Genomic DNA, 13,781 nt, shown 5'->3' on the forward strand with positions numbered 1-13,781 from the left:
CAATTCTTTTGTATTTCGCCAAAAACATTCTGCTTATGAAGCAATTACTTTTACTTTTTTTTGTATTCCTTTCCTTTCAAACCTATTCGCAAATTGTGATCCTGGAAGGCTGTACCTCTTCGGAATACAACGTCAACGGTCCGTACTATCTGTCCGGTACCGATGCAGGTGGCAGAAACATCTACGAAGCAAACTATTCCGTCTCGTCGAGCTGCATGGGATACTGTAATCCGCAGTATATCCAATATAATTATAACCAGTGGGTGATCAGGGCAGGAGTTTTATCTCTTGCGTCTAATGACGCGACTTCGACGCCAGATCCACCGACCACAGGTTGGGTAAAGGCTAGCTATTCGCCATGCGCGGCAGCACCAACCATTCGATATCCGGGCACGGCTAGCTCCAAAAATTGCACTGGTTGTTCCTGGAACGATCCTGCTACCTGGGAAGGCGGCGTGGTACCATCTACAACCGACCATGTCGTAATCAATGGAAATGTTCTCCTCGATACCGATGCCTCCTGCCTGAACTTGACGATCAGTTCCGGCAAATCGCTGGATGACACGGGCGACCGGTCATTTAATGTAATGGGTAAATTCGTGAACGATGGTCTTCTCGAAGTGGCGGCGTTTACATTGGGAGGTTATAACATTCCGCAAACGCTCGACGGTACAAAACTCAATACAAGATCCTTGACCATTGACAACAAGGCAGGTGTTACATTAACAGGCAACCTATCGGTTTTGAAGTCCCCGATTTCGTCCGCTAACAACGTTCATCTGGTTTCGGGATTTATCGATATTGGAAATTTCGATCTGACCTGCCATGGCGTGAACATCGTAGGTTTTTATTCTACCAAAATTTACCAACGGATCGTAACAAGCGGTACGGGAAGCTTGAAATACGTACTGCCAGGCGGTGCCATCAACAAAGAGTTTATCATTGGAAAGGCCTTACTTGGTCAGTATGGCTTTGCAAGCGAAAATTTCACACCGGTAACCATTATCGGTACGGCAAACAGCTCGTCTTCTGCACCCGTCACGATCTCGGTAAGAGTTGCCAGCCGCAACTCTACACATCCGGATCCCGAAAATACGCAAAGTCTTGATGCTGAATGGTATATCACCTCAGACCATATTTCGCTGGAACAGGCATTCAGTTTGAAGTTTGGGTGGCCTGGGCTAAACCCTTTAATGCCCGTTGGTTTTGATGTAACCAATATTTACGTGAAACGCTGGGGAGGCACGGATTGGGAGAATAAGACTGGCTCAAAGTATTACGAAACTTACCAACCCGCAGGGTATGGCATTACAGTAGAAAATGTCACGCAATTTTCAGCCTGGGGGGTTTTTGATTCGGAGACCACATTGCCGGTCACCCTTGTTGATTTTGATGTCAAGAATGAGGATAGGTCTGCTTTACTAGCCTGGAAAACGTCCGAAGAGGAAAATAGCCGAAATTTTGAAATTCAATACAGCACAGATAGTAAAGCATGGTCCGTAATCGGCGACGTGAAAGCCGCTGGGGAGAGCCGGGATATGCAGCACTATACATACACCCACTCGTTTCCGGCAGAAGGCATCAACTATTACAGATTGAAAATGGTCGATCAGGATGGGACATTCGCATTCAGCCGCGTCCGGTCGCTCCGGATGAATACTGGGGGTAATGCCTTTTTGTATCCCAATCCCGTTTCAGAACATATACAAATCAGAAATGTCAATTTTCAGGAAATCTTGAAAGCAGAAGTGGTGAACGATGCGGGGAAGGTGGTATCACGCATTGACAGCCAATTTGAAAAGGGTCTTTCGGTCAAAAATATTCCAAGCGGGCATTACATTCTTCGCATTTTCACGAAGGACGGACTGAAATTTCTGGACCGGTTCGTAATAGGAAGGTAGTTTGGTCACTTGTAAAGTTTTACGTAATCCCTCAATAAAGTGCCAATGGCCGGACAGAGATGAGAGCCATCTTTGCCCGGCCAAATTTCACAGCGGAATAAGCTCAAATCCAATGAGCATACCCGGTAACCCATTTTTCCAAAAGGCAAGCAGGAATTTACAGGCCAAGTAATTTCAGAAATTCAATCCTATAATTACCTCCCAGCGGAACCTCAGATTTACCTAGCATGATCCGGTTACCGTGCAAACTGGTGACTTTTGAAAGGTTGATAATAAAGGACCGGTGAACTCTGAAAAACAGTTCTGCTGGCAGCTGGGTTTCAATAGACGACAATGGCGTGGTGCTTATGAAATGCTCGCTGGAAGTGATGACCTTGGTATTGTTCCTGCTGGCTTCCAGATACACAATTTGGTCATAGTTCAATTTATTAATCCTGCCTTCTGTCCGTAATAGTAAATGATGGCTTGGAACAGCGGGGGGGATTTCAGCTATGGTACTCGTTTTGTGAGGCATTTTTTCGACTACTCGATCAATGGCGATAATGAAGCGTTCGATGGAAAAGGGTTTTAGCAGATAATCGCAGGCAGCCAAATCAAATGCATCGGTCGCAAACTCCTTATAAGCAGTAGTGAAAACGACCAATGGAGGGTTTTTCAATGTCTTCAGGAGTTCAATCCCAGACAGCATTGGCATATTGATATCCATTAAAAGCAGGTCAACCGGCAGCTGCTGTATCTTCTCCCGGGCTTCAAAGGCATCACTACATTGGCCCACAACCCGCAGCACAGGAAGCAGTCGGCAGTACCCCACCAAAATTTCACGTGCTACCGGGGCGTCATCAACGATTAGACAATTGATCATTAATATTTTGCTTTCAGCCGTAGTTTAACATGATATGTATCATTTTCTTCCTGTGCATTGTAAAAATATTCGTTTCCATAAATCAGGTTTAATCTCTTCAATGTATGGTGCAAGCCAATGCCCGACGGGTCCTCCAAACCTGATTGCTCCCTGCGGCCAGGTTCGAACGAATTTTTAATCGTAAAAATGATCCAGTCCTCTTTAACTTGTAATGTAATGGCAATCCACATCTTAGGCTTGCGGGTGGCTTTGGAATATTTGAATGCGTTTTCAATAAAAACAATCAAAAGCATAGGAGCAATACGCATCCTGTCGTCCGGAAATTCGTCGATCGCAAGGTCCAGAACTAGCCTTTCACCGTTTTGTATTTTCTCAAAGTCAATGTAATTCTTTAAATACAGCAGCTCATTTTGAAGCGGAATAAATTCCTCTCTGGTTTCATAAATACTATATCTGAGCAATTCTGAAAGTTTAAGCAGCAATTTCGGGACCCTTTGCTGTTGCGAGAGTGATATTCCATACATGTTATTGAGGGTATTAAACAAAAAATGCGGGCTCAGTTGTGATAGCAGCAGCCGCAATTCACTTTCCTTATGCTCTTGTGCAATTTTGGCGTCTGAAACTTGCATCCATACGACATGCCGCGCCAGGGCTATTGCGATACCAAGAAACACGAACAGTACCGAAATAGGAAAGCAGATAAACAAGTTCTGCAGGAAATATTTGGCAACATCACCTTTGAACATATAGGCAGCACCGGCAGCACCACCCAGTACCAGCACCAGGAAGACTAAAACCGACTTCGGGACGGATACTGGCACAGCCGACCGGTTTAGCCACGACTTGCCATACCACCTGCCCACATAGGTGCAGGTCAAAATGTACAGACAACTTACCATGGCGGCAACCGCCACGTCGTGGTTACCACTCAAAATGACGGCGAATGAAAAGACACCCACAAACGCCAGGCAGAACGAAAGGTGCACCAGCATCCTGGAAGCCATTACTTTTCCGATAAAAGATTCCAGGTGTTTCATCATTCAAATATGGACAATCAATGCCGCTTTCAAAATATTTCGTGCCGAAAACCCATTTTTGAATGCCCAATTCACTGATATGTCCCTAAAAAGATTCGGCATATCAAATGACCATTAGGGCAGGCAGGTGTCCGGTTATGTCCGGATGATTTTTCATTTTGAACAAAGCAAAAAACATTTGCAGTCATTTAAACACAGAGATATGATTGATGAGAATGAACTTGCAATTGAAACAAGCGATTTGTCTTTTAGTTTTTCAAAAGACCGGCCTGTCGTTAGCGGGCTTAATCTGCAAATACCGAAAGGAAGCATATATGGTTTTTTGGGCCCGAATGGGGCAGGAAAAACCACTACAATCAGGCTGCTGCTTGACCTGCTTCCAGCCAACTCAGGAGTGATAAAAGTTTTTGGAAAATTCCTTCGCGATCAGCGCAGCCACATACTAGCCCGGACCGGTGCACTCATTGAAACTCCATCACTGTACGAGCATCTGACCGGGCTCGACAACCTTAAAATTACCGCAAAGCTAAGAAGCATCGGCCACGACGGGGTATGGGAAGTACTGGAAATGGTAGGGCTAGGCACGGAGGCTGCAAAGTATGTTAAAAATTACTCACTAGGGATGAAACAGCGCCTTGGCTTGGCGACGGCTTTGCTTTCCCGTCCCGATTTATTGATCCTTGATGAGCCTACGAATGGTTTGGACCCGAACGGCATCATAGAAATCCGTGAGTTGTTGCGGGAGCTGAATGTGAAGCACCATGTCACGATCCTCGTGTCTAGTCATTTACTTTCCGAAGTTGAAAGGTTGGTTTCCCATGTTGGTATCATTGGTCAGGGGAAAATGCTATTTCAAGGGCCGTTGAAAGCATTGCAGCAGATCAGCCGAGACAAAGCGATCATTGAAATTGATACAGACGACAACAGCCGCGCCCTGGAAATCCTACTCGGAGATCATCAGCCCGTCGTGAAAGTCGCTCAGTTTCTGGAAGTACAATATGTGGAGGGTGATCGCGTCGCCCAGCTGATCACGTTGTTGACTGCGGCAGGCTTGCGTATCAACCGCGCCCAGCTTGTTGAAAGCAGTCTCGAAGAAACCTTTCTCTCCATTATAAAAGATGATCACTTATGAGTCTGATTTACACCGAGTTCATTAAGCTAAAAAATACATTCGCGCTCTGGCTGACGATATTGGGCGCACTTTTCGTCCCATTCATTTTATTCGCAACCTATTTATCTGATGTCAGAGCCTTTGTGCCCGGGCATGGAGTAAATCCCTGGGACGATTTCCTGGTTCGGATACTAAACGGGTGCTGCTTCTTTTCGGTCGGCTTTATTCTTTTGATTATCGGCCTGATCGTCCACGTCGAGCATAAGGCAAATGCATGGAAGCACTTATTTACATTACCTATCAGCAGGGGCAAGATCTACCTGGGTAAGCTGGCGGTCATTTTCGCCATGGTGATTGGCTTCTTTATTTTGTATCTGTCTTTGAGTGTTGTGGTAGGTATCACCCTTGGCTATGCAGTACAAGATCTCGGGTTTTCGAAATTTCCGGTGCCAGGCCTACATCTTTTAAGGTTTGTAACCGAGTTCCTGATTGCTATCCTGCCAATGGTTTTCTTGCAGTTCTGGCTGTCGTTCCGGTTCAGAAATCTCATCACTTCGCTGAGCATTGGTTTGGGTGGCCTAATGATTGGCTTACTGTTAAAAAGCTGGGAATATATCATTTACATGCCATACGCTGCCCCTTTTCAGATGTTGAATTATACGGAAGCATATGCAGCCAGCCACCAGGGTCTTAATTTGTTAAATGCCGTGTATACGGTCTTACTTGCGGTATTGAGTTATTATGACTTTACTAAAAGATTGCAATGGGGTGCCGCCTGATTTGAGCATACGGTCGGACAAATCGAGTGTGTGCAGTTCAAAAGCGATAGATAAAAGTCGATGGAATTTAATGTCTTTTATCTTCTATCCCAACGGTTATAAGGAGTAATTTTGGGATGTGAAAATAACTGTAGCCTCATGATACCATCAGAGAAAAGAATCTCAATTTACACTGGATCCGGTTACTTTTTGAAATTAAACATTGAACAGTATGCTTGATATTGTCATAGAATCCCGCCAGGCGGTAATTTCTCCTGGATTTTCGGTAAAGCGTATTCTTCCGTTCCAACTCAGAAGAATGGTTGGCCCATTTATATTCATGGATCACGGCGGTCCGATCAGTGTGCCCGCAACGACCAACCTGGATGTATTGCCGCATCCGCACATTGGGTTGTCGACGGTAAGTTATTTGCTGAAAGGAAATGTTACACACCGGGATAGTCTCGGCGTGGAGCAGATCATCAAACCCGGCGAAGCAAACTGGATGAATGCTGGAAAGGGCATAGCGCACAGCGAACGTTTTGAAGATCCGGCCATACTGGCCGCAGGTGGACTTGAAATGATCCAGACATGGGTAGCATTGCCTGAAAAAGATGAAGAATCAGATCCTTCTTTTAAAAACTATACAGCGGAAGAATTGCCAATTTTCACAGAAAAGGGCGTTTGGATGCGATTGATTGCAGGTAACGCTTTCGGGCTCACAAGCCATGTCAAGACAAACTCACCGTTGTTTTATCTGCATGTCGTCCTTGATCAGGGCGCAAGGTTTGGCCTTCCAAAAGAACATAGCGAGCGCGGCGTATATATTGTGAAGGGAAGTGTTGAATTGAACGGTGGGTCATATACGGAAGGGAAGTTGCTGGTTTTTTCAAGAGGTGTTGATCCGGTAATGATCGCAAAAGAAGCCACTACCCTGATGATGCTGGGCGGAGAGCATTTAGGGGATCGCTATATCTGGTGGAACTTTGTATCAAGCCGCAAGGAACGGATAGAGCAGGCCAAAGAAGACTGGAAGCAGGGACGTATTCTCTTGCCACCAACGGATAATGCAGAGTTTGTTCCGCTGCCGGTAGACAAATCAAGGCCCGCAGGAGGCCCGCCTCCCGGTGGTCCGGCCTTCGGTGGTCCGGCACCAGAAGCACTTTCCTGAAAAGTTAAATTTAAAATGGTTAAAACGGAGCAGTTTAGTGACATTCCGTTTATGTCTGACAATATTGATTTAGTGATTTAAATAAGAATAGAATGGAAATAGGAATAGATAGTTTCGCTTCGGCGATGTATGGTAGTAACGCACTGAGCAGTGTGGATGCGATGGAACAATTGCTGGACAGGATTACAGTAGCAGATCAGGCTGGATTGGATAATTTTGGAATTGGTGAGCATCATAAAAAAGAGTTTTTAGATTCTGCCCCGGCGGTTATTCTGGCTGCTGCGGCTGCCCGTACCAAAAGGATTTTGCTGTCTAGTGCCGTAACGGTGCTGAGTACTTCTGACCCGGTACGCGTTTTTCAAAGTTTTGCAACGCTGGATTTGATTTCGAAAGGTCGCGCAGAACTGGTCGTTGGTCGTGGTTCTGCTATTGACGCATACCCATTGTTCGGCTTTGATTTGAAAAATTACGACGCGTTATTCAAGGAAAAATTGGAGTTACTGCTGCTTATCAGGGATCAGGAATTTGTTACCTGGTCTGGTAAATTCAGACCGGCCTTGAACAATCAGCCGGTTTACCCAAGACCTTTGCAGGAAAAATTGCCCGTTTGGCTTGGCGTTGGTGGCACACCCGAGTCATTCGTACGCGCAGGGACATTGGGCTTGCCGTTGATGGTGGCCGTCATCGGTGGTGAAACACATCGTTTCCGTCCATTGATTGACCTGTACCGTGAGGCTGGAAAAAGGGCAGGTTTTACACCGGATCAGTTGAAAGTCGGACTGCATTCACCGGGTTATGTTGCCGCGACCCATGAAAATGCGGTTGCAGATTATTACCCGGGATATGCTGAGCTATGGACCAAATTGGGTAGGGAACGTGGGTGGCCACCTGTTACAAAATCACAGTTTGATGGCCTGATAGCACCAAAAGGGGTGTTGGTAGTTGGTGGGCCTGAGCAGGTTGCTGAGAAATTACTACGTCACAGTGAAGCTTTGGGTGGTGTGGACAGGTTTACGTTCCAGATGGATAACGCAGGGCTAACGCATCAGCAACTGATGTCTTCCATTGAACTGATCGGGCAAAAGGTAATTCCTTTGGTCAATCAGAAATAACATACAATTGGAAGCCTGATCGGCGAGCACTTGAATTTTAAATGGTAATCCTTCATTTTTGCTGAATGAATTGGAGCACCCTCACAGCCGATTATTCGCTTACACTGATACTATCTCTAAGCACGCTCGCTTTTATTGCTGGTTTTATCGATTCGGTGGTCGGTGGTGGAGGGCTGATCCAGATCCCGGCCCTCCTCATTGCGTTTCCCGACAAGCCTGTGGCAACACTCTTTGGGACCAATAAAATTGCCGCTATTTCCGGGACATCCGTTGCTGCCTATCAATATGCCAGACGGATCAGGTTCGATTGCAGGCTACTCGTAGTTGTTTGCCTGGCGGCTTGCATTGCTTCATTTTTAGGAGCCAAAGTGGTAAGTATGGTGCGTGCCGACGTCCTTAAACCTGTTATTCTGATCATCCTGATTGTGATGGCCGTGTACATTTATATGAACAAAAACCTGGGGGCCGTTCAAAGCAAAAGTCTTCCATTTGGCGAACAAATGATTTTGGGGGCCATTATCGGTTTGGTAGTCGGGTTTTACGATGGTTTTTTCGGGCCGGGAACGGGCAGCTTTCTGATCGTTGGCTTCGTCGTATTTCTGGGTTTCGAATTTGTAACGGCCTCGGCTTATGCTAAAATTGTCAATTGCGTTACCAATATTTCCGCGCTGTTCGTGTTTATCCGGCAAGGCTATTTCCTTTTGGGCATTGGATTACTGATGGCTGCATTCAACATTGCCGGCAATATGGTCGGTAGCCGGATGGCTTTAAGCAGAGGAAACGGATTTGTGCGCTCCATATTTTTACTGGTCGTTTCTTTGATGATCCTTCGATACGGCTACGATGTTTTTCAGGAATATTTTGTCTGAGATGTTTCCAAGTCGATCACGGTAAGGATTAACCTCAAATGATGTTTTAATCTGTACTACAAAACAGGTCTTGCATGATCCGGTACCTGTTGCAGTGACTTTTTGTATTGTTTTTTAAACAGCCTATTAGAGGCAGGAGCAATACTTCCGGCCAAACCACCCACGACCATTCGCAGGAAATAAACGATGGCCGGTTTTTGCCTGTTGCGAACAAATATAAACGAAGCTTTCTTATTTGAGCTGTTGTTTTTTATAGCAACGGTATTGGCAAAAAAGACTTTCAGTTTTGTCCGGAATTTTTGCCTGTTGACATTGCCTGAATCCAACAGGTCGGCTTTAAGATCACGGTAGTGCAAGTCCATTACGCCTTGCGAGATGTATTCGTTACCAACAGCCATCATGCTCATTGAGTCCAGATGCCCTGATTTGACACGGGCGGAAATCAATGGGGTAAGAAAAGGATTCAGATCTGTCAGTTCACCCGACCCCAATTTTATATCCAAACGCAATCCGCTTAATGTGTCCCGATAAGATTGGCTCATGGCCAGTTGCAACTGAATTTTGTCTAAAAATAAAGCCGAGATATTGGTAGACAAACTATCATTAGAAGTTTGTGGCCTGGAAGACAAATTGCTTATCCGGGCATTGACAGAGGAAAAATGAACTCTGCCGGTGTCTTTTGTAACAGGACTGACTTCTGTATAATCCACATGCGCATTGTGAAGCGCTATTTCACCGATTTGAAAAGGTAAACCTATTTTTGTCAAAGCCATGACCGGTAAAGGTTGCCGGAAAGGCAATGGCGTTTTTTTTAGTTTATTGGCATAAATATTCAATGCGCCATCATCGATCGTGACATTGGATATATGAAGGCTTTCGTCTTGAATGGCCAAACCGGTCACTTCAATTTCCTGTGTCTTTGTTGTCATATAGACTTTACGGTATGCTAGGCGGTCGTCAAATTCTGACCTGCTTTCAATCGGATTTAATGCGAAAGAACCAACCATTGCCCTTTGCTGTTTTCCGTCAAAACGCAGCTGGGTCATTGCTAGATTGCTATTTTTTGTTTGCAATCGCAACGAGTCAAACTGAACGTGCGCTCCAGAGCGGTTAACAAACCACGAAACTGCTGAATCAAGATCTGAATGATCGCCTTTCAGATTTTCGACCTTCAACCTGTCCACAGACAATGCTATGTGCTTATCCGGTGTTTTGTTTTTGAAATCAATATGGTCTGTTTCAAATTTGTTCATTTGCAGATCCCAGCCTGAGGAGGGCAGATGATAGCGAAAATGATCCAGTTCTGCTGCTAGGTTGCCATGTATATTTGCCGTAAATCCGTTCGTTTTAGCGGACACAATATTACCGGCTTTTACAATGATCTTGTCGGCCAGCAAAGCGGTGTCAGCTAATGTTTCAATTTGTTTGATCCGCACCGATGTATGCATTACGGAAGTCGCTACGGCTGATTTTTTAATTTCTAAATAAGCATCATTGATTCCGAATCCATGAATATTAAAACCTGGTAAAGACAATGATTTGGGAGATTTTGCACTGGTGCTATCAGCGGAGACGATCATTCGCGGCAGGTTCAGGCTGACGGAATCGAGGGTAAGTTTTTTAGTAAGAAGCGATTGTTCTATATGGGGTACAAAACTGAGCGACGGAATCTGTAAAAGTGTGCTATCTTGCTGGTTTTGAGTACGAAACAATATATTTTGAACCAGTGAATTTGCCTGGTCTCTGATGTCGAAGTCACCGAGCTGCAAAACTCCGGTTGGTAAGTTTATTTTTGCATCGCCTCCCGTCACGATGAATCCATCGGCATGTAAAGGACTGTTATATTCTCTCGAAATTTTGTTTGTAGAAATATTTTTCAAAAACACTTTGCCTGTTAGTGCGTTTCCTGCAATGGTTAGCCATGTATTGTGACCGCCCATGTTTTTGATAAAAAACCAAACTGTCCGATCCGATTTATTGGCTGTTTCTGTGTTTCTGTTTTGTGTGTCAATATAAACGTCGCCTTCCTGCCAGGATAAATTACTTATGTCAAGCTGGTTATTTTCGAAAGAAAAATCCTGCACTTCCACCTTTCTGAATGCTCCGTCAATATCACCGTTTTTTGTATTCACGCGGACTATATCAAACACCAGTTTTTTCCCATTTTCATAAAAACCAGACTGGCCCGTATTAACAAAAACAGACGGTGTGAGGACCGTCGCTTTTCCGAATGTTAATTGTTTCAAAGATCCGATCAATTCATCCGGCGACCGGGCCTTTCCCAGCTTTTCAATGTTAATGTTCAGGTCGAAGTTTTTGAGTTGTAATTCCAGAGTGTCAGCCTGCTGCAGACTGATATCACCACCGATAATACGCAGTTGTTCAAGATCGATGATCTGATCCATTAGTGATAGATTCTGGTAGATGGATTTTTTGGACTTCTCGGAAAACCCGGTCCGCAAAGGATCGTTTTTCTCAACCTTTACAACCGGATGGTACAACACGGCTTGTCGGGCTTTAAAATTATTTTGAAAAATAACGGAAAGCCAGTCCATCCCGGTAATTTCCAAACGTGGTATTGCATAATCCCTTATCACCCTGTTTCGTTGGTTCCGGGGTGTGGAGGCCAGCAAATTGTGCAGCACCACTTTGTCGTTGATAAATTGTAAGCTGTCAAAACTAAAACGCAGTGTGCTGTCACGCAGGAAACCATTGTAATTTCGCAGCGTATAGCGGAAGCCGCCAATACTTAATTGTCTTTTGCCAGAATCGTTCAGACGCAGGCCGGAAATGTTGATATTGTCGTTATTCGCCGACAACTTCGTCGTTTTTCCTCCCAGGTGAACATTTACCGATGCTACCCCATTTTGCATCACCACATGTCCTACATCAAAACCAACAGGTAACTGGTTCAGCGTGCTGTCATACAGCGCTCGTTTTTGATTTATTCGATTCTTTTTGGAATTCCCGCCAATGAAGAAATTGGCAATAGCATCGGGGTGTTCGAGGTATACAGAATCAGCTTTAACTAATCTTTTCTGATATAAGGCATTAAAATCCAGACCGATCATACTGAGCTTTTTTGCTTTGATATCAAGACTGCTTTTACGGCCGTTGGTAGGGTATAGGTGAATGGCGGCACCGTTAAATCTGACCAGTTTTTCTTTTGAATCAATAAGCAGTTCTTTAAAAGCAATATTGCTTTTATTGTCAGGAAGTTTGAGATTTTGATCCTTGATACGGAACACTACCCGTTCGGAATAAATGAATCGTGTCGTATCCTTTACACTGGCCGAATCAATATTTAATTTATTGATTGAAAATTGAATATGGTTTATGGTGAGGGGTTGGCGTGAGGGTTCGTCTTCATTCTGCACAACGAGTTTTCCTTCATTGATCTTGAATAATTGAAGGTTGAGTACATTCAGCGATTTTTGGATTGAGCGATACAACTTTTCCAGATCCTCTATCAAAACGAGTCTTTGATCCAGATTCTCTTGCGTCGAATTTCTGTTCCTGATAACAACTTCCGGATTATTAAAAACAATTGAATCAATGAGAAGTTGTTTCTCAACAAAAAGACTCCATCTCGAACGCGTTCGAAAATGGAAATCCTTCACATTAAATTTAAAATTGGTCGACTGCCTGGAAGTATCAACGGTGAAAATACTAATCCCTTGAATATGGACAGAATTATTGAAATAATCGGATTGAATGGATTCAATGGAGCATTTCAATTTTCCGTTCGAACTCCATGACACCAGCTGTTCAATGGTTCTTTCGGAATTGTATTTAAACCAGAAATGAAAGCATAGCAAAATGATAGCAAAAAAAGCAATGCTGTAACCTGCAAATCTGAATACGTTTCCGAACAGATGTTTCATTAAAATTCAATCAAAACAATTGCTTCTTTGGCTTTGAGTTTTCTCAGATCAGAGGATTATACGTCAACATCTATAACTGTTATAAGTAGATTTGCATGGGTATGGTTCCAATATGCCCGGCACGGACTAAGGGGATATCAATCTCGTCTCCTTTTTCACACCTTTTTATTTTGACTCAACCATTCGTGGAGTGATACGAACTGGCCGCTGGCAATTTCTTTTGCCAGGTCAATCCTTGGTTCTGAATTTGGGCCCATGTAGGTGTACTTTTCAAAGTATCCGAACATCTCTGCAAGTTCACCTGCTCCTTCGAAAAACGTTGAAAACAATTCGGCCGGTACTTGTGTAAAAGTATGTTCTTCACCATTGGCTTGGTAGGCTTCAATGACATCATTGAAACTATATAATGCTGTTGCCAATGCAAGATATTCGCCACTTCCGACTTTCTCCGGTTGCAAAAATGCGCCTGCAACTACCTTTCCAAAGTCATTGATATCTGACATGTGGATCGCTTTTTTCGCCGGGTCAATTGGCAAAGTCCATCCGGTAGTACCATCCTGTTTCGGTTGTGGACCAAGCATTCCGACGAAGTTCTGATAATAAAAGGGTGGCTGTACAAATGTGACATACTTAAATCCCGCACCTTTCACCAATTCATCCGCCTGGGCTTTCCCGCTAAAATGGGGGACTTCAAATTCTGCTTGGCTGATACCTTTTACATCAGGAAGTGTAGACCAGATGAAATGCTGTATACCCACCAGTTTTGCGGCTTCAATGGCATTTTTGGCCTGAGAAATTTCGTCTTCGTTTTCCCAAAAGTTAGTGACTACAAACACCCCGTAAGCATCTTTAAAGGCATCCTTCAAAGATTGTAGATTATTTAGATCGGCAAAAACCGCTTCCTGCGCATTGCCAGAATACTTTTCGGGATTACGGGTCACTGCTTTTACATGAAAAGAGCCATCATCCACAAGTGCATTTACAACCCGCTTACCTTGCGCTCCAGTTGCGCCAAGTACTACTATTGATTTTTGTTCCATTTGAATGTTCGCTAAAAAGTTCTGTTATAATGCTAA

At 44.2% G+C, this 13,781-nt stretch carries 10 protein-coding genes; 6 read left to right on the forward strand and 4 right to left on the reverse strand.

Features of this window, described 5'->3' with window-relative positions:
• Positions 1–35 precede the first annotated feature (35 nt).
• On the forward strand, positions 36–1,901 hold the full coding sequence (locus ABIO93_RS12705) for a T9SS type A sorting domain-containing protein (protein ID WP_348068129.1): 1,866 nt from the start codon (positions 36–38) through the stop codon (positions 1,899–1,901).
• A gap of 157 nt (positions 1,902–2,058) precedes the next feature.
• Here ABIO93_RS12705 and ABIO93_RS12710 read toward each other — a convergent pair whose 3' ends face one another.
• Together ABIO93_RS12710 and ABIO93_RS12715 are read right to left on the reverse strand one after the other, a co-directional pair.
• Positions 2,059–2,763 carry a LytTR family DNA-binding domain-containing protein gene (locus ABIO93_RS12710; protein WP_348068131.1) on the reverse strand — a complete coding sequence of 235 codons (705 nt, stop codon included), beginning with the start codon at positions 2,761–2,763 and terminating at the stop codon, positions 2,059–2,061.
• On the reverse strand, positions 2,763–3,803 hold the full coding sequence (locus ABIO93_RS12715) for a histidine kinase (protein ID WP_348068133.1): 1,041 nt from the start codon (positions 3,801–3,803) through the stop codon (positions 2,763–2,765). Before ABIO93_RS12715 ends, ABIO93_RS12710 begins: the two co-directional genes overlap by 1 nt.
• Before the next feature lie 199 nt (positions 3,804–4,002).
• Here ABIO93_RS12715 and ABIO93_RS12720 point away from each other — a divergent pair, with 199 nt between their 5' ends.
• The 5 genes from ABIO93_RS12720 to ABIO93_RS12740 all read left to right on the forward strand — a co-directional run bounded on the left by ABIO93_RS12720 (position 4,003) and on the right by ABIO93_RS12740 (position 8,821).
• Entirely contained in the window at positions 4,003–4,932 is a 930-nt protein-coding gene (locus tag ABIO93_RS12720) for an ABC transporter ATP-binding protein (RefSeq protein ID WP_348068135.1), read from the forward strand.
• On the forward strand, positions 4,929–5,690 hold the full coding sequence (locus ABIO93_RS12725; RefSeq protein ID WP_348068137.1) for an ABC transporter permease: 762 nt from the start codon (positions 4,929–4,931) through the stop codon (positions 5,688–5,690). Before ABIO93_RS12720 ends, ABIO93_RS12725 begins: the two co-directional genes overlap by 4 nt.
• A gap of 211 nt (positions 5,691–5,901) precedes the next feature.
• On the forward strand, positions 5,902–6,840 hold the full coding sequence (locus tag ABIO93_RS12730; RefSeq protein WP_348068139.1) for a pirin family protein: 939 nt from the start codon (positions 5,902–5,904) through the stop codon (positions 6,838–6,840).
• Between the two features lie 92 nt (positions 6,841–6,932).
• A complete protein-coding gene (locus tag ABIO93_RS12735) occupies positions 6,933–7,952 on the forward strand; it encodes an Atu2307/SP_0267 family LLM class monooxygenase (RefSeq protein WP_348068141.1) in 1,020 nt (339 codons plus the stop codon).
• Between the two features lie 65 nt (positions 7,953–8,017).
• A complete protein-coding gene (locus tag ABIO93_RS12740; protein ID WP_348068143.1) occupies positions 8,018–8,821 on the forward strand; it encodes a TSUP family transporter in 804 nt (267 codons plus the stop codon).
• A gap of 56 nt (positions 8,822–8,877) precedes the next feature.
• Here ABIO93_RS12740 and ABIO93_RS12745 read toward each other — a convergent pair whose 3' ends face one another.
• Together ABIO93_RS12745 and ABIO93_RS12750 are read right to left on the reverse strand one after the other, a co-directional pair.
• Entirely contained in the window at positions 8,878–12,705 is a 3,828-nt protein-coding gene (locus tag ABIO93_RS12745; RefSeq protein ID WP_348068145.1) for a DUF748 domain-containing protein, read from the reverse strand.
• Between the two features lie 155 nt (positions 12,706–12,860).
• Positions 12,861–13,745, reverse strand: coding sequence for an NmrA/HSCARG family protein (locus ABIO93_RS12750; protein WP_348068147.1), 885 nt, complete (start codon positions 13,743–13,745; stop codon positions 12,861–12,863).
• Positions 13,746–13,781: the final 36 nt, after the last annotated feature.

Source organism: Dyadobacter sp., assembly GCF_039919315.1.
Classification (GTDB): Bacteria; Bacteroidota; Bacteroidia; order Cytophagales; family Spirosomataceae; genus Dyadobacter.

Bases quoted from the DNA above. Each gene is read 5' to 3' on its own strand.
- ABIO93_RS12705 (WP_348068129.1), top strand. From the start codon at position 36: ATGAAGCAATTACTTTTACTTTTTTTTGTATTCCTTTCCTTTCAAACC.
- ABIO93_RS12710 (WP_348068131.1), bottom strand. From the start codon at position 2,763: ATGATCAATTGTCTAATCGTTGATGACGCCCCGGTAGCACGTGAAATT.
- ABIO93_RS12715 (WP_348068133.1), bottom strand. From the start codon at position 3,803: ATGATGAAACACCTGGAATCTTTTATCGGAAAAGTAATGGCTTCCAGG.
- ABIO93_RS12720 (WP_348068135.1), top strand. From the start codon at position 4,003: ATGATTGATGAGAATGAACTTGCAATTGAAACAAGCGATTTGTCTTTT.
- ABIO93_RS12725 (WP_348068137.1), top strand. From the start codon at position 4,929: ATGAGTCTGATTTACACCGAGTTCATTAAGCTAAAAAATACATTCGCG.
- ABIO93_RS12730 (WP_348068139.1), top strand. From the start codon at position 5,902: ATGCTTGATATTGTCATAGAATCCCGCCAGGCGGTAATTTCTCCTGGA.
- ABIO93_RS12735 (WP_348068141.1), top strand. From the start codon at position 6,933: ATGGAAATAGGAATAGATAGTTTCGCTTCGGCGATGTATGGTAGTAAC.
- ABIO93_RS12740 (WP_348068143.1), top strand. From the start codon at position 8,018: ATGAATTGGAGCACCCTCACAGCCGATTATTCGCTTACACTGATACTA.
- ABIO93_RS12745 (WP_348068145.1), bottom strand. From the start codon at position 12,705: ATGAAACATCTGTTCGGAAACGTATTCAGATTTGCAGGTTACAGCATT.
- ABIO93_RS12750 (WP_348068147.1), bottom strand. From the start codon at position 13,745: ATGGAACAAAAATCAATAGTAGTACTTGGCGCAACTGGAGCGCAAGGT.